Here is a 19,178-nt window from a genome sequence, read left to right as displayed (position 1 = left end):
CACTACTTTCCGATTATGCTTTCGAGTCTGGAGACCATCTCCACTCCGGCCCCGTACACCTCCGTCATCCGACCCGTAGCCGCCGGAGCATATTGGGCGTATTCGCACTCCACGATGATATCGATGTATTTCTGTGCCGCTTCAGGCGATACGCCCCGCTTCACCAATTCTTCACGAACATTCTCTTTTGTAAGATTCGACGAAGGGATATTGAGCTTATCGCCTATGTATCCCCACAACGCCTTCAGCATCTCTTCATAGAAGCCCCGTTGGTTGTCGGCCTTCATGTGCTCCTCAGCCGCACGGAAACGCTGCAACGCCACCTTGTTGGCCCTTTTCCCCTTGATAAGGGCGCTGTTGTGGCGCTCTTCGGCCACCTTGCGCAGCCATACCAGCAGGCCCGCAAAGAGACCGCCTATGGCCGCAATACAGAGGAAATACCACACACTGCCGAAGAACAGACCGCCTTTCTGCCGAAGATGCGGGGAATCGAGCTTGATGAAACGGATATCCCGACCGAGAATCTTGATATCCTCTTTCGAGAGCCCGCTGAGCACAGCCCCCTGCACCGAACCGCCCATGCCGGTCGAATCGGGAACCACGGTCAGCGCCATGGAGGGGCCGGACAGTGTTTCGTATGTTTTCAAACGGGGATTGAAATAGGTAAACTCTATCGGCGGAAGGTTGTACTCGCCGGCCACGCGAGCAATTACCGGATACTCGAACTGACGGTATCCGTAAATGCCGCCCGAAGTGTTATTAAAACTTTCGGTAGTCTTCACGTTGTACTGCTCGAACGAGGCCGGCAGGGAGAGTTTCGGCGCCTGTATCTGGGGTAGATTGCCGCTGCCCGAAATCTTGATACCGAAAGTGAATGCCGAATTGGCAGCCACTTCGGGCGGCGGAGCGACCGTTTCCAACTGGAAATCCCCGACAGCTCCCGAAAAGCCCGAAGGAGCACCGGCAGGCAGTTCCTTCACCGTGATGGATACCGGAGCCGTAGCGACCTTGCGACGCACCTCCTGTATGTTGGGGCCTCCGAAAAAGTCGTCGATGATAGACTGACGGCGCGGCTCCATCACTATCTGCGCTACCACGCTCAGTTCAAGTGGGTCAACGGTCAGACTGCCGGCCTGCTGCGGAAACAGCAGGTCTTCGCGGATGACATGCGTATCGTATATTTTGCCGTTGAACTCCTCCCGCTGAGGCGGATAACCGTCCACATTGAGCTGCTGGGCCCAAAAACCGTTGTAGGTGGGAAATTTGGCGCTTTCGAGATTCAGCGGGACCCGCCTGTACAGCTTATAGGTCACCCGGACGGGCTCTCCCTTATATACCTCTTTCCGGTCGACTACCGCCCGTATCAGAATGTCGTCGGGGGCCAGCGTGGGACGGTCGGAATGTCCACCTGCGCCCTGTTCCCCGCTGACAGCAGCCTGTTCCGTCAAAGCCCTGACTGCGAAAGGAGCGGTGCTGTACGTCTTGCCCTTCACCGTCAGAACCGCCTCGGACACATTGAATTCGCCCTCCGAATTGCATTGCAGCACATACGTATAGGTATAACGCACCTCCTGCGTCATGTTACCGTTCACGATGGATACCGATTTACTCGTGGAGAGCGTCGGTCCGGCCAATACATCCACTCCTTCAAACTGAGGGCCCTTAAAATCCTGCGGTTTCGAGTCGGTCACATACTCGATACGGAATATCTCTCCCACGGCTACCACACGCGGGGCATTGACCTCAAAGGCGACTTTCTGCCCCCATACCGCCACAGGTAGGGCCGCCATCACCAACAACAGTAAGAATTTTCCGACGTATTTCCTCATATATCGAATCGAATCACACTTCCGGAACAGCCTGCCCCGCTGCCCTCGGCCGAAGTCTCCGTAATACACGGGGCGGCACCGGCGCAGACAGGAAAAAGAGCGCACGCCTGCCTGCCGTGCCCTGCGGGCCCCTCGGAACTGCTTTATGCCGCTATAACGCACGGAATCCGGCTTTTAGTGTTCCGGCAGACAAAAATATTCATTTTGGCGGTGACAGACAAATAAACGTATCGATTCCCCGCTCTTATCAGGATATTTTCCGCCGACGGAACCGTACTGCATTCCCGGCATCGCCGAAAACATTCCCGCCCGCCGGAAAACTTTCCGGCGGGCGGGAATGGGAACGCCGCATTCGCAATCAATGTTTGAAATCGGCGAAGAAGTCGTTGCCTTTATCATCCACGATGATGAATGCCGGAAAGTTCTCGACATATATCTTGCGTACCGCTTCCATGCCGAGTTCCGGAAAATCGACCACCTCCACGCTCTTGATGCTCTCCTTGGCCAGAATGGCGGCAGGTCCGCCAATAGAGCCGAGGTAGAAACCGCCATGTTTCCGACATGCGTCGGTAACCTCCTGCGAACGGTTGCCCTTGGCCACCATGACCATCGACCCGCCCTTACTCTGGAACAAATCCACGTAAGGGTCCATCCGTCCCGCGGTCGTCGGCCCGAAACTGCCCGACGCCATCCCTTTCGGCGTCTTGGCCGGTCCTGCATAATAAACGGGATGTTTTTTCATGTATTCCGGCATGGGGTTACCCTCGTCAAGCATCTGTTTGATACGGGCATGCGCGATGTCGCGTGCTACAATCAGCGTACCTTTCAGGTTCAGACGCGTCTTAATCGGATATTTGGAGAGCGTCTCCAGCACCTTGTCCATTCCCTCATCGAGGTCTATCTCCACCGCCGGCTTCATTATCGGCGCATCGGCCGGCAGGAAGCGGGCCGGATTGTGTTCGAGCTCTTCGAGGAAAATACCCTCTTCGGTTATCTTTGCCTTGATATTGCGGTCGGCCGAGCAGCTCACGCCGATACCCACCGGACACGACGCCGCATGGCGGGGCATCCGGATAACCCGCACGTCATGAACAAGGTATTTGCCCCCGAATTGCGCCCCGATGCCGCTCTCCTGGCATATCTTCAGTATTTTCGCCTCCCACTCCAAATCACGGAAAGCACGGCCCCCCTCGTTGCCGCTTGTAGGCAGCGCATCGTAATAACCGGCCGAAGCCTTCTTGACCGCCGCGAGGTTGGCCTCGGCGGAGGTGCCGCCTATCACGACTGCCAGGTGGTAAGGCGGACAGGCCGACGTACCGAGGTCCTTTATCTTCTCCCTGACGAACTTCGTCAGCGACTCCTCGTTCAGCAGCGCCTTGGTCTGCTGATAGAGAAAAGTCTTGTTGGCCGAACCGCCGCCTTTGGTGATGAAAAGGAACTTGTATTGGTTGCCCGGTTCGGAATAGATGTCTATCTGGGCCGGCAGGTTGTTGCCGCTGTTCTTCTCTTCGGTCATGGTGAAAGGCACCACCATCGAATAACGCAGATTACGGTCGCGGTAGGTCTCATACACTCCCTTCGTGATGGCTTCGGCATCGTCCGTCCCTGTATAGACATCTTCGCCCTTCTTGCATATCGCTATCGCCGTACCGGTATCCTGACAAGTAGGCAGCTCCCCTTGAGCGGCCACGACCTGATTGAGCAGCATCGTATAGGCTACAAATTTGTCGTTGTCGGTCGCCTCCGGGTCTTTCAGTATGTTGGCGACCTGCTGCAGGTGCGACGCACGCAGATAGAAAGACACTTCGGCGAAAGCCTCGCGCGAAAGCAATTCGAGCCCGCGCGCATCCACACGCAGGATACGCCTGCCGCAGCACTCTTCCACATGCACATAATCTTTGGTAAGAAGCCTGTACTTGGTTTCGTCCTTTCCCAGCGGGAAAGGTTCCTGATACTTGAATTCCGACATCGTCATGCTATTTTTAATTCGGACGGACACGGCACGGCCGCTCAGGAAAAAATAATTCTCACGCCATCCTTGCCCGTCTCCAATGTTTTTGCTTACCTTTGGAATACCGTTGGCAAAGATAGGAAATTAGCCGCAATATCCGGGTATGCAACGTTATTAAAATAACAACAACCGGGTATGCGCACTTTCCGCCCGACGGTATGCAAATTGCGACGTTATCATCATCATTCTTTTAATATAAACCTTAAAACTGATTCGATATGGTATCATACAAGGAATTGGGACTGGTCAATACCAGAGAGATGTTCGAGAAAGCCATGGCGGGAAAATATGCCATCCCGGCCTTCAACTTCAACAACATGGAACAGATGCAGGCCATCATACAGGCCTGCGTCGAAACCGCGTCGCCCGTCATCCTGCAGGTTTCGAGCGGAGCACGCAAGTATGCGAACCAGACCATCCTGCGCTACATGGCACAGGGAGCCGTGGAGTATGCCAAGGAGCTGGGCAGGAACATTCCCATCTGCCTCCATCTCGACCACGGCGACACCTTCGAACTCTGCAAATCCTGCATCGACATGGGTTTCTCGTCGGTCATGATAGACGGCAGCCACCTTCCCTATGACGAAAACGTGGCGCTCACCCGCAAGGTGGTGGAATACGCCCACCAATTCGACGTAACGGTCGAAGGAGAACTCGGCGTTCTGGCCGGTATCGAAGACGAAGTATCGGCCGAACACCATACCTACACCGAACCCGACCAGGTGGTGGATTTCGTCACCAAGACGGGTGTGGATTCCCTCGCCATCTCGATAGGCACATCGCACGGGGCGAACAAGTTCCGGCCGGAACAGTGCACCCGCAATGCGGAGGGTGTACTCGTACCGCCGCCCCTTCGGTTCGACATCCTCGAAGAGATTGAAAAACGCATTCCCGGCTTCCCGATTGTCCTCCACGGTTCGTCCTCCGTACCGCAGAAATACGTGGACATCATCAACAAATACGGCGGCGCAGTGAAAGACGCCATCGGCATTCCGGAAGACCAGCTCCGCAAGGCTGCCGAAAGCGCCGTCTGCAAAATCAACATCGACAGCGACGGACGGCTGGCCATGACGGCGGCCGTGCGTGAAATACTCTGGACCAAACCCGCCGAATTCGACCCGCGCAAATACCTCGGCCCGGCTCGCGAATGGCTGAAGGAACTCTACAAGCACAAATGCGAAAAGGTGCTGGGCAGTGCAGGCAAGGCCTGACAGCACATGTCTTACGCATACAAGCTATCGAGGGGAACGGCAGCACGCTGTTCCCCTCGATAGTTAAACCGGACGGGAAGAAGACCTCGTACCGCCATACGCAGCAATCCGCCTCACCTCCTTCTCCTGAACCGCCTTCTGCACGGACGGATATCTTTTCCGGAATTTGGCGAACGTATCGCGCGATATGTCGAAACGTTTGCAAATATCGCCTATCGACTTGTCGTTGTTGAGCATCTCGATTATCGCCTGTCGGTTGGCCATCAAGATATTCGTCTTGGTATAACTGCCTTTTCTCCTGCCGAGCGTCACCCCCTCCGCCTTGCGCAGTGCCAACGCCTCTTTGGTACGCATGGAAATCAGATTGCGCTCTATCTCCGCCACCAGTCCGAAGGCAAAACAGAGCACTTTGCTGTTGATGCTGTTGTCGAAGGAGTACCCCTCCTTGGTGGTATAGAGATTTATCTCACGGCTCAGGCACTTTCCCATTATCGCCATGATATCGGTCAGGGTACGACTCAAGCGGGAAATCTCCGTCACTATCAGCGTATCGCCCGGTTTCATCCGCTTCAACAACGTACCGAGCTTCCGCTCGCGTTCGTTCTTCTTTCCGCTGACTACCTCCGTCACCCAACTGTTCACCGTAAAATTCCTGCTCTCGGCGAAACGCCTGATTTCGTCCTGCTGATTGGCCAAATTCTGTTTTCCCGTACTGACCCTCAAATATCCTACAATCATATCCCTAAAACATTTATACGAAAGCCCGCAGCTTCCAGGTTCCCAAAAACGGCACGACGGTCACGGCCGGTCTCCGACCATACGGATGTTGCACCACGGCAACTCCGCCTGTTCCGGCTGCCGGCACGATAACCCGCCGGACTACCGGAAGGAGTCCTGTTCGCCCAGCTATCGTCTGCGGTGACACCGAATGCCCTTGCCGAACCCGGGCGCTGCAATACGCCGACCGCGCACCGCTGTATACACAAATTCTCCTGCCGACCGCGGCAGCACATACGGGAAATTTACTTTACTCTCACTTAGTTTTGTGTTAGACGGCAGACAACCCGTCCTCACTCTCTGTACGATATAACGCGAAAAGAGCCCACCTTCATATTTTTAAAAGGGCAAAAAAACATACTCCCCGTTGCAGGACACACAAAATCCGCCAATAACTTTACAAAGATAATCGTAATTCTCCATAAAATTCTGTCCTACTAAGCCCCCAAACTTTTCTGCATGAAAGGCACACCGCATCCGCACAATCGACGGCGGACACAAGACGAATGAACTCCGGATGACATGAGCCATCCGGAGTCCTGCATCCGTACCGTTCCTTACAGCGCTCCCCTACTCCTCTATCATCCGCAGCAACCGTTCGAGACTGCGGTTTTCGCGATGCAGCCACTCCTCAAACGGATGCTCTATCGGAATGTCCACCGTCGGGTATGTATACGGTTCGTCGTCGGGGGAAATGACCTCTTCGCGGAAAGGCACCTGAAACTGCATCCAACGCGAAACGGGCAGTTCTACCCGTGCGGCATTTCCCGTCACGGCATTGTAACCGCCGCAGTGCTGCCCGGCCACCTTCCCGATGCCGAGTACCTGACAGTAACGGGCGAACATCTGTGCCGCCGAATAGGTCTGATGGCTCGTCAGCACATAGACCTCGCCGTCGTAGGCGTGTTTCGGGCGCTGCGGGAGATACCGCATCCGGCGCACCGTATCGGTACGGAAACGGGTGCCGTCCGGCACGCTGTCGATATAGTGCATCATATACTCCCTGTCGGCCTCGGACAAGTACGGACTCCGGTCGACGTTGTTCTTCGCCGTTTCGCGGCATTCGTCCGTTATAAGGTAGGTGTATGTTATGTCTACCGGCTTGTCCGTCAGATAATCGAGCGTATAAAAGACATTCTCCGCCATGCCGCCCGTATTGAGGCTCACGTCGATGACCAGCCGGTCGATTCCGTCTCGGTCGATGCGGCGCATGGCCTGCCGCAGCAGCCGCTTGTAACGCCAGTCCTTACCGAACAACAGCATATGGCTCCACCGTTTCCCCCAGAACGAGTTAATCGTAAGTACGCCCACGCCGTCACCCATATCGGCATAGATTATCGGCTTGCGTGCAAAACCGAGTTCCTCCTTAGCACGGCGCTTGTTACCCGTCTTTTTGTACAGTTTGAACAGTTCGTCGCGTCTTATTCCGTCCAGCATGACTGTATCCGGCTGTTCGGCACCCGGTACCTTGTAGACGACTTCCCACGGCGGCATCGAAAAATCGGACAGGAAATTCGTGAAACTCGCCCAGTCACGCGGATTGGGTTGATGACAGGAGTTGCCATTGGCAAAAGCGTATGCCGGTTCGCCGGGAGTCAGCCGCATGCAACCAATCCCCAATCCTTTCCCAGAAAACGTCTGTGCACGTTGTCCGTTATAGAACTTCGTAATTGCGATAATTTCCGAACATTCCGGAATCACTCCGCTGTAATCGTAAACATTATATATGGAGCCGTCTACCCATATCTGTATCCATAACGGAAAAATCGGTTGGCTCTCAGCGAACAGTTCATAACGGCTGAACGAACCGTTGTCGGGAAAAGCGAAATGACCGTCGTCCAAAAGCATGCTATAGTCACGCCATAACCACCACACAGCCGGGTAATCGCGAAGATATATCGCAGCACCGCTATGCACGGATTCCACCCCCTGTTGCCACTCCTCGTCGCCGATACCTCGGCGGCCGGAAACATACCGGTTTTCGATGCAGTCGATGATGAAGTCCAGTTCGTCCATATACGCCTGCCGGACGGAATCGCGGGGACTTGGTTCCGATTCGGTTCCGGCGGCCGTTTCCCGCCCGAATCCGGACAACGGGAACAGTACCGCACATAACGACAGAATACTCCACTTCAGCATACCTTACAACACATTGTTTCTGTCGCAATGATAGCGATTCCTTCCCGTTTCTCCTAATACATACATTTCGCTGCGTTTTCCGCACACGCCGAAATACGACAAGGGGATGCGCAAAACCTGTTCGCACATCCCCTCTCCGTTCACAAACGGCCGTTATCAGGAATTCATGGCACCGTTCACCTCGATGACCTGGCCGCTGACATAGCTGGAAAGATCGCTGCCGAGGAACAGGGCCACTTTGGCGATTTCCTCGGGAGTACCGCCGCGGCGAAGCGGTATCTTCTTGTTCCACTCCTCTTTGACAGCCTCGGGCAACTTGGCAGTCATATCGGTGATGATGAAGCCAGGAGCGATGGCATTGGCACGTACGCCGCGCGCACCCAATTCGAGTGCAACGGATTTGGCAAGACCTATCATGCCCGCTTTCGAAGCCGAATAGTTGGCCTGCCCCGCATTGCCGTGCACGCCTACCACCGAAGACATGTTAATAATGCTTCCGCTGCGCTGACGCATCATAACCGGGGTAACAGCATGGATGAAATTGAATGCAGACTTCAAATTGATATTGATGACCATATCCCATTGCTTCTCCTCCATCTTCAGCATCAGTCCGTCCCACGTGATACCCGCATTGTTTACGAGAATATCTATACGGCCGAAATCGCCCATTATCTTCTCGACGACCTCGTGCGTCTGCTGGAAATCGGCGGCGTTGGAGGCATAGGCCTTGCAGCGCACCCCGAACGCAAGTATCTCCTCCTCCGTCTTCCTGCCGTTCTCATCTATGGACAGGTCGGTAAAGGCGATATCCGCACCGTTCTCGGCAAAGCAAAGGGCAACGGCCTTGCCAATGCCGCGGGCCGCACCCGTTATCACGGCCACTTTTCCTTCAAGTAATTTCATAGTCAAGATGTTTAGGTAAAATCCAGGCAAATATAACACTTTTTTCCGAGGCAGCGGAACCCCGCCATGCTTTTCAGCCGACCGGCACAGAGGATAATCCGTTTATTTTTCATAGCTTTGTCCTATCGACACGGGAAGATATGACCTCCGACCGTAAATCCGAAACAGCCATGAAAGCACTGAAACCGATTATCGCATCCCTCACGCTCCTGTTCGCCGTACCGGTCTGCATTGCAGGAAACCCTTTCGTACCGTCCGAAAAGGGAACCGCACTTACATACGTGAACAGGGACCGAAAAGGAAATATCGTCGGCCGTTCCGTCCAAACCGTTACCGACATCGCCGAAACGGCGGAAGGCACGGTAATCACCATAAACGACAGAGCGCTGGATGCAGACGGCAAGCCCCTGACGGCCGACACTTCGGCCATGTCGGACATCACCGTACGGATACGCATATCCGGCGACAGGGTAATCTTTCCGATGGAGAACATCGACCAACTGATAGCGGAGATAAAGGAAAGCATCCTGGGAAACGATGACATCGACTTCACGGTGGCGATGGACGAAATCTGCTATCCGCTTCACCCGCAAGTGGGCCAGCAACTCGAAACGGTCCACATCTCCATGTCGTTAAAGTCAAATGACCGACAGTTCGATATCATCAAAATAACCATCAAAGACCGCAGCATAACCGGCCGGGAAACGGTAACCGTCCCGGCCGGTACTTTCGACTGCTGGACAGTGAACGAGACGGAGGTGATGAAAACCCCCATAGGGATGGGAACGACCACCCAATCCGTCACGTGGTATGCAGAGGGTATAGGAGAAGTAAAGTCGCAGACCCTTAACAAACGCGGAAAACTCGAAGAGAGTTCCGAGCTCGTATCCATCGCCGTCGTCCGTCGCTGACAAGGCCGCGCGGATACAAGGTAAACGGGAAGCAGGAGACGCAGCGTCTCCTGCTTCCCGTTCCGGCCGGAACGCATCCGAAGCCTCCCTTGACAATTACCTACAATTTTTTTTCATGCAGGTGCCCCTGCCCCGGCAGCACAAACTTCATCCGCTCACATTCGCAGGAGGCCGTCCGGTTTACTGCCGGACGACCTTCGGGCCAAACGTTATTTCAAGGTTATTCCACGATGTCCGACGTCCAACGCCCTATAAACGATGTGCATGCAGTCCGCTTCCGAGACGATGGCCCGGGACACTCCTCCGACAAACGACACTCCCGGCACAATACCCTGGCAACGGGCAGCCGCCCCGGAGGACCTCTTCCCAGGAAACAGTTACTCCAGAGCCACCGCCGCATAGGCGGAATAACGCTCCCCGTCCACGGAGGTAAGTGTCACGGTCAGCGTATGCGTCGCCGCCCGGTTGGGCCGTACGAGAAAGGTCAGTACCCCAATCATGCCCATTCGCCGCCCGCCGTCGTCTCCGCCCAGCAGCGTCAGGTCATCAGTCGTCAGCTCCGACACTTTACCGTATACCGGATGGTAACAGCTCTTCCACTCCGTATCGTAGGGCAGGACGGTGCCGAAATAGCGATAAACCTCCGCAGGGACTCCGGCATTCCACTCCCCCTGCTCGACGTAACGGCTCCGTATGAAACGCCACGGCGAAGCCGAGCAGAACATCATCACGTCATCCAGCCGGGTACCGGCGGGGTGCGCCTCATCGAAATCCGTATCGCTCACCACCTCGATAGAGCGGAAATCCTTATCGGGAAAGGAGTTCGGCACCATATTCGGACCGGGGGCCATAGGTAAAGACGAACGGATATCCCCGGTCGCCGTGTTCGGCGCACTTCGCCTCGTAGGCCCGCTTCAACTCCTCCCAGTCCGACAGAACGCCGTAATACGTCCGGCGGTGCTCCGGCGAACTCCTCAGGTAGAGCTGCAACCGGGGCTCCGGCCCGACAGTTACGGCTTCCAGCCGGTCGAAGGTCCAGTATTGCACGACGAACGAGTCGGAGCTGCCCTGCTCATACTTATCCGTAACGAGCTTTTCGCATGCACAAAACCCGGCGCACGCGAGTATGGCGATAAAAAGTCCGGTTTGCATAATTATGAATTTTTAATGTTTGACGAATCTACTCGACAAATGCAAGCGCGCTATAAGTGATAATCTTAAGACGATGATTGTAATTGTGTTTATCCGCACTTCGGGTTTCTCCCAAATCAGGAACATTAAAATGCGGTCCCATGGTAGCATTGAATACGGAAGAGGCAAAGTATCCATCATAACTCCCCTGCCAGCCCCAATTGCAATGCATCAATGTACGTTGCCACTGGCCGCATTCACACGCGAAAACGTCATTCGGAAGTACAAGAGGCTACACAAAAAGCGACTGCAAACAGCAGACAAAATCGTTTCATAAGCCGAAAGTCTTAAAGATGAACCGACAACTCTACCCATTTCTCACCGACAAGCCCTCAAACGTATCTGCATCTGTCTCAAATATAACTTTTTATTTCATGATTTCCAAATAATTTCTCTTTTTGTTCGACACATCTCTCCGCCGCAAGGCACGGAACACGATGCGCCGGATTATTCCCTGTTATTTTCCGCTTCCGGTAGAAATTCAATGGAAAAAAGTTTAACTTTGCGGGAACTCGAATGCAAGAGACGATTCATTTTCAATATAAACATTAAAAACTTCATGAAAAGGGATAATCAGGTCTTCGACCTCATTGAACAGGAAAAACAGCGTCAGCTCCACGGTATCGAACTGATAGCATCGGAAAACTTCGTCAGCGACGAGGTGATGCAGGCCATGGGCTCCGTACTCACCAACAAATACGCCGAAGGGTATCCCGGCGCACGCTACTACGGCGGCTGCCAGGTGGTGGACAAGGTGGAACAACTCGCCATCGACCGCGTATGCGAACTCTACGGCGCCGAATACGCCAACGTACAGCCCCACTCGGGCGCACAGGCCAACATGGCAGTTTTCATGGCCGTACTCAAACCCGGCGACACCTTCATGGGTCTTGACCTGGCACACGGAGGCCACCTCTCGCACGGTTCGCCCGTCAACATGTCCGGCATCCTCTACAAGGCCGTCGGCTATCAGGTAGGCCAGGAGACCGGCACCATTGACTACGATGCGATGGAAGCGCTCGCCATGGAGCACAAACCCAAACTCATCGTCGGCGGTGCTTCGGCCTACTGCCGCGAATGGGATTACGAACGCATGCGTGCAATCGCCGACAAGGTGGGCGCCATCCTTCTTATCGACATGGCCCATACGGCCGGCCTCATCGCCGCAGGGCTGCTGAAGAACCCGGTGAAGTACGCCCATATCGTCACCTCCACTACGCACAAGACGCTCCGCGGTCCGCGCGGTGGCATTATCCTTATGGGCAAGGATTTCGACAACCCCTGGGGCATCAAAACGCCGAAAGGCGAAATCAAGAAAATGTCGGCCGTCCTCAACTCCGCCGTATTCCCCGGCATTCAGGGCGGTCCGCTGGAACACGTCATCGCAGCCAAAGCCGTAGCTTTCGGCGAAGCGCTCCAGCCTGAATACAAAGAGTATCAGGCACAGGTGAAGAAAAATGCGGCCGCCATGGCCGATGCCTTCATGAAACGCGGTTACAAGCTGGTTTCCAACGGTACCGACAACCACCTGATGCTGATAGACCTCCGCACCAAATTCCCGGAAATATCGGGTAAAAAGGCGGAACGCACACTCGTGGAGGCCGACATCACGACCAACAAGAACATGGTGCCGTTCGACAGCCGCTCGCCGTTCCTCACCTCCGGTATCCGTATCGGCACGCCGGCAATCACCACCCGCGGCCTCAAGGAGGACAAGATGGATTACATCGTAAGCCTCATCGACAGGGTGCTTTCCGACATCGACAACCCCGACACGATAGCTGCCGTAAGGGAAGAAGTACACAAACTGATGGCCGATTACCCGCTCTTCGCGTGGTAATCTGTCATCCATTGTATGGATAGGAAAAGTCCGGCTTATGGCCGGACTTTTCTCTTTTAATAAAGAGACGCAGACAAAACCGCAGCCGTCAAAATATCCTACGCCGCCGCCCTGCTCATAGCAACATACCCATGCGCACCATATCCGTACAGGGAAGTCCCGCCTCCAGGATGGGCTCAGGATAGTGGAGGGAGAAAAAACCGCGGTCTATCCACTCCATTCGGAAACCGCACCGGATATAGAGAGCCATCTGTCCGAATCCGGAATTGCCCGTACCGATTTCGAGTTTGCGGAAACCGGACGCACGAGCGGTCTCCGCTGCATGGCGCAGCATCGCACCGCCTATCCCCTGCCGCTGTACCGCCGGTTCGACGGCGATATTCACCACCTCCGCCGTAAACGGCCGGGTGTGGAGCAGAACATATTCGCCGACCATGCGTCCGGCGAGAAAGGCGCCGTAACACCAGCCGCGGTCCACATAGTCGGCGACGGCTTCCCGCGACTCGTCTGCCGCCAGCAAAAGACGCTGCGGCAACTCACTGCCGGACACCCGCCTTATCTCCAACGAAGCAAGTATATCCATCGAACTTCCTGTTTTAAAACGATTCCGATTCCCTGCCGACGGCAGAATATCGACGGTAGTCCCCAACGTCCGGAAACGACCGAAGCCACCGCCCGACCGGCACGAGAGGTTCAGACGTTGCGTTCGGTCCCGCCGTCCGTTCCGTTCCCTTTCGTCTTGCGCCGGCTGACGACGAGATAGACCACTCCGATAATGACGGCACAGAGCAACAGCCATCCCACAACGGTCGAAAGTAACGCCTGAGGCGTGAGCCTCCAGCCGGTACGGGCCAGCATGAGTACGAAAAGCAACACAAAAAGAAGGGCGCAGGCCGTAAAATAGTATCTCCTTATCTTTGAAAAAGGCATCATTCCGCAAAACATTTGTTTCAAAAATAGTCCATTTACGGAACAATACCAAAAACCGGAGAGACGGTGGAGAAGCGAACGGCAGGCGGTGCACCGCAACACCTGTACTCGCCCCCACTGGAAATCGGGCGTAAAAAGACGAAGCGGAGATATTCTTGGCAGAAAAGCATTACATTTGCGCCCTCGACAGACAACGTGCATTCCATGTTACCGGGAATTTTCATCATTCTGCTGTTTTACGCCGCCGGCGAATTTATCGGTACGCTGACGGGCGGTCTCATACCGGGCAGCGTCATCGGCATGATACTGCTGTTCGCAGCACTCTGCGGCAAAGTCGTCAAACCGGAAACAGTCAGACCGGTCGCCCGGTTCCTGACCGACAACATGGGACTCTTTTTTCTGCCGGCCGGTGTGGGCATCGTCAATGCAATGGACATCCTTTCGCAATCCTGGCAGGCGGTATTGACGGCCTGCGCCGTAAGTACGGTAGCCGTCATCGTGACGGTCGCCTGCACACAGGAGTGGCTGGAGAGCAGGAGCCGGAGACGGGCAGCCAAACCCCGAACCGTCTCCCCCCCCCCCCCCGCCGCAGGAGTACCCGATACGGACACGGCAGCACAAGAGGCCGCAATCAACGACACCAGACCATGAACCCACTCCTCCATTCGGAAATATTCATCCTGACACTCGTCACGGGCGTCTACCTCGCCGCACTGTGGCTCTACCGGAAAACACGGCTCAGCCTGCTGCATCCGCTGCTGGTCTCTATACCGGTGCTTGCCCTCGGCATCCGGTTTCTCGGCATCCCTTTCGCTACATTCGAGGCCGGAAGCCGCATCATCAATTTTCTCCTGGGCCCGACAGTCGTGGCATTGGGCTATTTGTTATACGAACAGAGAGAACACCTGAAAGCAAACGGAATCTCCATCCTGACCTCGGTTTTCGTGGGAAGCGTCATCGGCATCGTCAGCGTGGTGCTCATCGCCCGCTGGATGGGAGCCGACCGGACGCTGATAGCGTCGCTCGAACCCAAATCCGTCACTACTCCCATCGCCATGAGTATCGCCCAACGGTCGGGCGGCATCCCTGCCATCGCCGCCGTGGTCGTCATCGTGGTAGGTATCTTCGGCGGAATCGTCGGTCCGTTCATTCTCGACAGACTGGGTATCCGGAGCCGCATCGCCCGGGGCCTGGCACTCGGTTCGGCCGCCCACGGACTCGGTACGGCCAGGGCTATGGAGCTGGGCGCGATAGAAGGAGCGATAAGCGGCCTGGCCATCGGCGTCATGGGCATCATGACCGCCATTCTCATACCCGTCATCGAGTGGCTGCTGAACCTTTGAGACCGGCTCCGCCAAACGTTCCGACGCAGCATGCCGACACACAGGAAAGGCCGCCTTTTCCGGGCGGCCTTTCAGATTCCGTTGCACAGAGAAAAAATCAATAGTTCTGCTTCTCCTCTTCAAAAAATGCCTGCGGATGCTGGCAAACAGGACAGGTCGCAGGAGCATTCTTACCCCTGTGCACATAACCGCAGTTACGGCACTGCCATTCCGTCTCCTCCTCGCGCTCGAATACCGTTCCGTCGATAACCCGTTTGTAAAGACGGCGGTAACGTTTTTCATGTTCGACCTCCACTTTAGCTACCATGCGGAAAGTAGCTGCAATCTGCGGAAAGCCCTCTTCGTCGGCCACCTTCGCGAAATCGGGATAGAGTTCACCCCACTCTTCCAGCTCGCCTTCGGCCGCTGCAAGCAGATTTTCGGCCGTCGTGCCTATCACGCCCGCAGGATAGGAGGCGGTAATCTCCACCATGCCCCCTTCGAGAAAACGGAAAAACTTCTTGGCATGTTCCTTCTCCTGTTCCGCGGTCTCGGTGAATATCGCGGATATCTGTTCGAAGCCCTCCTTTTTGGCGACGCTCGCAAAGAAAGTATAGCGCGTCCGGGCCTGCGATTCCCCTGCAAAAGCCTTCAGCAGGTTCTGTTCTGTCTTGGTACCTTTGATTGATTTCATTTAGCCATTTCTTTAAAATCCGTGAAACAAAGATACGGACTTCTTTCGGGAACCACCCAATTCCATGGCAACAAGTTGCATCATATCTTTTTATTCCGCTATTCGTTCAAACTATAATGACGGTTATTCGGGGCTTTGCGCTATCTTTGTACCCTCGGACAGAGTATCCCGCAAGGCCGTTCAGGACGGTGCGGGACAAACATGCAACGACAAAAAACAACCATACGATGGCAGACGAAAAAATCATATTCTCGATGGTCGGCGTCAGCAAGACCTTTAACAATCAGAAAAAAGTCCTTAACGACATTTACCTTTCGTTTTTTTACGGGGCGAAAATAGGCATCATCGGCCTCAACGGCTCTGGAAAATCGACGTTGATGAAAATCATTGCAGGCATCGACAAGAGCTACCAGGGCGAAGTGGTCTTTTCGCCTGGTTACAGCGTGGGCTACCTCGAACAGGACCCGAAACTGGACGATACGAAAACGGTGAAGGAAGTGGTGCAGGAGGGCTGCGCCGCTACCGTTGCACTGCTGAAAGAATACGAGGAAGTGAACGCCCGGTTCATGGAACCGATGGACGACGACCAGATGGCCAAACTCATCGAACGGCAGGGCGAACTGACCGAAGCGATAGATCACGTAAACGGCTGGGAACTCGACAGCGTGCTCGAACGGGCCATGGACGCCCTCCGCTGCCCCGATGCCGACGAACCGGTGGCCCACCTCTCCGGAGGAGAACGCCGCCGCGTGGCGCTGTGCCGGCTGCTGCTCCAGCAGCCCGACGTGTTGCTGCTCGACGAACCCACCAACCACCTCGACGCAGAGAGCATCGACTGGCTCGAACAGCACCTGCAGCAATACCCCGGCACGGTCATCGCGGTAACCCACGACCGTTACTTCCTCGACAACGTGGCGGGCTGGATTCTCGAACTCGACCGCGGCGAGGGTATCCCGTGGAAGGGTAACTATTCCAGCTGGCTCGACCAGAAGACCAAGCGTCTCGAACAGGAAGAGAAACAGGAGAGCAAGCGGCGCAAAACATTGGAGCGCGAACTCGAATGGGTGAAGATGAGCCCCAAAGCCCGGCATGCCAAAAGCAAAGCTCGTCTTTCGGCCTACGACAAGATGCTCAACGAGGATACCAAACAGAAAGAGGAAAAACTGGAGATATACATTCCCAACGGCCCGCGTCTGGGCAACGTGGTCATCGAGGCGAAGAATGTCACCAAGGCATTCGGCGACCGGGTGCTCTACGAGAATCTCAACTTCTCGCTACCGCCCGCCGGCATCGTGGGCGTCATCGGCCCCAACGGTACGGGCAAGACCACCCTTTTCCGGATGATAATGGGGCTGGAACAGCCCACCTCAGGCGAGTTCCGGGTGGGTGAGACCGTCAAACTCGCCTATGTGGACCAACAGCACGCCTCGATAGACCCCGAAAAGACGGTATATGAAACCATTTCGCACAACAGCGACATCATCCAGCTCGGCAACCGGAGCGTGAATGCCCGCGCCTATGTGGCCCGCTTCAACTTCACGGGGGCCGACCAGGAAAAAAAGGTGGGCGTACTCTCCGGCGGCGAACGCAACAGGCTCCACCTGGCCATGGCCCTCAAGGAGGGCGGCAACGTACTGCTGCTCGACGAGCCCACGAACGACATCGACGTGAATACGCTGCGTGCGCTGGAAGAAGGTTTGGAGAATTTCGCCGGCTGTGCGGTGGTCATCTCGCACGACCGCTGGTTCCTCGACCGCGTCGCCACCCACATCCTCTCTTTTGAAGGCGATTCGCAGGTGGTCTTCTTCGAAGGCGGTTACAGCGAATACGAGGAGCACAAGAGGCTGCTCGGCGAAGATACAACACCCAAACGGGTGAAATACCGCAAACTCATGGAGTAACGTCATGGCACAGAAACCTTCCATTCCGAAAGGGACGCGCGACTTCTCTCCGCTGGAGATGATGCGCCGCACCTACATGTTCGACACCATCCGGCGGGTATTCCGCACCTACGGATACGCCCCGCTCGAAACCCCGGCCATGGAGAACCTCTCCACCCTGACGGGCAAGTACGGCGAAGAGGGCGACAAGCTGCTGTTCAAAATCCTGAATTCGGGCGATTTCACCCGCGGATTCACGCCGGACGATGCGAAGGTCATCGCGGCGGGAACGGAGACGGGCGGCGCACCGCTCAATGCCATGGCCGCGCGGATATGCGAAAAGGGGCTCCGTTACGACCTGACGGTTCCCTTCGCCCGCTATGTGGTTCAGCACCAGGCCGAAATAACATTCCCGTTCCGGCGCTATCAGGTACAGCCGGTATGGCGTGCCGACCGGCCGCAGAAGGGGCGCTACCGGGAGTTCTACCAATGCGACGTGGACGTCATCGGGACACGGAGCCTGCTGTGTGAATTCGAACTCGTCAAGATAGTGGAACGGGTGTTCGGCGACCTGGGTATCAATGTGACGCTGAAGCTGAACAACCGCAAGATACTCTACGGCATCGCCGAAACCATCGGACATGCCGACAAGATGACCGATATCACCGTGGCCATCGACAAGCTCGACAAGATAGGCATCGGGAATGTCGAGGCGGAACTCGCCTCCAAAGGCATCGGACAGGAGGCCATCGCCGGACTGCGCCCCATTCTGGAGCTTTCGGGCACGAACACCGAGAAGCTGGCCCGCATGAAAGAGGTCATCGCCTCATCCGAAACGGGTATGCTGGGCATCGCCGAAATGGAGGAACTCTTCTCTTACATCGCGGCAGCCGGCTCGACGCTCGACATCGAGCTCGACCTCTCGCTCGCCCGCGGTCTCAACTACTATACGGGCGCCATTTTCGAGGTGAAGGCCAAAGACCACGCGATAGGGAGTATCTGCGGCGGCGGACGGTACGACGACCTGACGGGCATCTTCGGCATGCCCGGCATGTCGGGCGTGGGCATCTCGTTCGGAGCAGACCGCATCTACGACGTTATGCTGGCCTTGAACCTCTTCCCGGAAGAGGCAGGCATCGCCACACGCATTCTGTTCATCAATTTCGGCGGACCGGAACAGCTCGCCTCCCTGCGGCTGCTCCAGCAGGTGCGCGATGCGGGCATCCCCTCCGAAATCTATCCCGAACCGGCCAAGATGAAGAAACAGATGGAATATGCCAACCGACGCGGCATACCTTTTGTCGTCATCGTCGGCGAAGACGAACTCGCCTCGCGGCATGCGACCGTAAAGGAGATGCACAGCGGAGAACAACAGACGGTTCCTTTCGACAAACTGTCGGAATATATGCAGCACTGACCCCGTCAGGCGAAACGGATACGCCCTCCGTCAATCCGTGACGGCACCGTGCAGCAGCATCCATGTACCGGCGGACAGACCGCCAAGTTCCGCCCGGTGTCTGTCTTGTTCGCCGCAACGATA

The 19,178-nt window shown here is 55.7% G+C and carries 17 protein-coding genes; 7 read left to right on the top strand and 10 right to left on the bottom strand.

Annotation, left to right across the window (positions count from 1 at the left end):
• Nucleotides 1–2: 2 nt before the first annotated feature.
• Together BQ5361_RS03585 and BQ5361_RS03580 are read right to left on the bottom strand one after the other, a co-directional pair.
• The gene (locus BQ5361_RS03585) at nt 3–1,829 is read right to left on the bottom strand and encodes a BatD family protein (RefSeq protein ID WP_035473185.1); all 1,827 of its coding nucleotides are present in this window, start codon (nt 1,827–1,829) and stop codon (nt 3–5) included.
• 358 nt (nt 1,830–2,187) lie between these two features.
• Complete coding sequence (locus BQ5361_RS03580) at nt 2,188–3,798, bottom strand: fumarate hydratase (protein ID WP_035473341.1); 1,611 nt, start codon at nt 3,796–3,798, stop codon at nt 2,188–2,190.
• A 260-nt stretch (nt 3,799–4,058) separates the two neighbouring features.
• Between BQ5361_RS03580 and BQ5361_RS03575 the strand changes: the two genes are divergently transcribed.
• The gene (locus BQ5361_RS03575; protein WP_022063119.1) at nt 4,059–5,051 is read left to right on the top strand and encodes a class II fructose-bisphosphate aldolase; all 993 of its coding nucleotides are present in this window, start codon (nt 4,059–4,061) and stop codon (nt 5,049–5,051) included.
• 63 nt (nt 5,052–5,114) lie between these two features.
• Here BQ5361_RS03575 and BQ5361_RS03570 read toward each other — a convergent pair whose 3' ends face one another.
• From BQ5361_RS03570 to fabG, 3 genes are all read right to left on the bottom strand, one after another.
• The gene (locus tag BQ5361_RS03570) at nt 5,115–5,789 is read right to left on the bottom strand and encodes a recombinase family protein (protein WP_022063120.1); all 675 of its coding nucleotides are present in this window, start codon (nt 5,787–5,789) and stop codon (nt 5,115–5,117) included.
• A gap of 609 nt (nt 5,790–6,398) precedes the next feature.
• A complete protein-coding gene (locus BQ5361_RS03565; protein WP_035473183.1) occupies nt 6,399–7,967 on the bottom strand; it encodes a S41 family peptidase in 1,569 nt (522 codons plus the stop codon).
• A 156-nt stretch (nt 7,968–8,123) separates the two neighbouring features.
• Nucleotides 8,124–8,870 (bottom strand): 3-oxoacyl-[acyl-carrier-protein] reductase, encoded by a 747-nt coding sequence (gene fabG, locus BQ5361_RS03560; protein WP_022063122.1) that lies wholly within the window; start codon nt 8,868–8,870, stop codon nt 8,124–8,126.
• Between the two features lie 170 nt (nt 8,871–9,040).
• On the opposite strand from fabG, the gene BQ5361_RS03555 reads away from it, so the two are divergent.
• On the top strand, nt 9,041–9,781 hold the full coding sequence (locus BQ5361_RS03555) for a TapB family protein (protein WP_143047490.1): 741 nt from the start codon (nt 9,041–9,043) through the stop codon (nt 9,779–9,781).
• 377 nt (nt 9,782–10,158) lie between these two features.
• Here the strand turns inward: BQ5361_RS03555 and BQ5361_RS03550 are convergent, their stop codons facing one another.
• Nucleotides 10,159–10,632: a hypothetical protein gene (locus BQ5361_RS03550; RefSeq protein WP_161940422.1), complete on the bottom strand. Its 474-nt coding sequence runs from the start codon at nt 10,630–10,632 to the stop codon at nt 10,159–10,161.
• On the bottom strand, nt 10,589–10,933 hold the full coding sequence (locus BQ5361_RS03545) for a hypothetical protein (protein WP_035473176.1): 345 nt from the start codon (nt 10,931–10,933) through the stop codon (nt 10,589–10,591). The genes BQ5361_RS03550 and BQ5361_RS03545 overlap by 44 nt, the downstream gene beginning before the upstream one ends.
• A 598-nt stretch (nt 10,934–11,531) precedes the next feature.
• Between BQ5361_RS03545 and glyA the strand changes: the two genes are divergently transcribed.
• A complete protein-coding gene (glyA, locus tag BQ5361_RS03540) occupies nt 11,532–12,812 on the top strand; it encodes a serine hydroxymethyltransferase (protein WP_035473339.1) in 1,281 nt (426 codons plus the stop codon).
• Between the two features lie 115 nt (nt 12,813–12,927).
• Here glyA and BQ5361_RS03535 read toward each other — a convergent pair whose 3' ends face one another.
• Both BQ5361_RS03535 and BQ5361_RS03530 read right to left on the bottom strand, forming a co-directional pair.
• Complete coding sequence (locus tag BQ5361_RS03535) at nt 12,928–13,395, bottom strand: GNAT family N-acetyltransferase (RefSeq protein WP_257526572.1); 468 nt, start codon at nt 13,393–13,395, stop codon at nt 12,928–12,930.
• 110 nt (nt 13,396–13,505) lie between these two features.
• Nucleotides 13,506–13,745, bottom strand: a complete 240-nt coding sequence (locus BQ5361_RS03530; RefSeq protein WP_143047488.1) for a hypothetical protein — start codon at nt 13,743–13,745, stop codon at nt 13,506–13,508.
• 201 nt (nt 13,746–13,946) lie between these two features.
• On the opposite strand from BQ5361_RS03530, the gene BQ5361_RS03525 reads away from it, so the two are divergent.
• Nucleotides 13,947–14,393 (top strand): CidA/LrgA family protein, encoded by a 447-nt coding sequence (locus BQ5361_RS03525; RefSeq protein ID WP_083389264.1) that lies wholly within the window; start codon nt 13,947–13,949, stop codon nt 14,391–14,393.
• A complete protein-coding gene (locus BQ5361_RS03520; RefSeq protein ID WP_035473170.1) occupies nt 14,390–15,085 on the top strand; it encodes an LrgB family protein in 696 nt (231 codons plus the stop codon). The genes BQ5361_RS03525 and BQ5361_RS03520 overlap by 4 nt, the downstream gene beginning before the upstream one ends.
• 97 nt (nt 15,086–15,182) lie before the next feature.
• Here the strand turns inward: BQ5361_RS03520 and rbr are convergent, their stop codons facing one another.
• Nucleotides 15,183–15,758: a rubrerythrin gene (gene rbr, locus BQ5361_RS03515; RefSeq protein ID WP_022062916.1), complete on the bottom strand. Its 576-nt coding sequence runs from the start codon at nt 15,756–15,758 to the stop codon at nt 15,183–15,185.
• Nucleotides 15,759–15,985: 227 nt separating this feature from the next.
• Between rbr and ettA the strand changes: the two genes are divergently transcribed.
• A complete protein-coding gene (ettA, locus tag BQ5361_RS03510; protein WP_022062917.1) occupies nt 15,986–17,659 on the top strand; it encodes an energy-dependent translational throttle protein EttA in 1,674 nt (557 codons plus the stop codon).
• A 4-nt stretch (nt 17,660–17,663) separates the two neighbouring features.
• Nucleotides 17,664–19,055, top strand: coding sequence for a histidine--tRNA ligase (gene hisS / locus BQ5361_RS03505; RefSeq protein ID WP_022062918.1), 1,392 nt, complete (start codon nt 17,664–17,666; stop codon nt 19,053–19,055).
• Nucleotides 19,056–19,178: the final 123 nt, after the last annotated feature.

The organism is Tidjanibacter massiliensis, assembly GCF_900104605.1.
GTDB classification, from domain to species: Bacteria; Bacteroidota; Bacteroidia; order Bacteroidales; family Rikenellaceae; genus Tidjanibacter; species Tidjanibacter inops.
The sequence above is the reverse complement of the archived record's forward strand: the minus strand, read 5'-3'. Positions and strand labels throughout refer to the sequence as shown.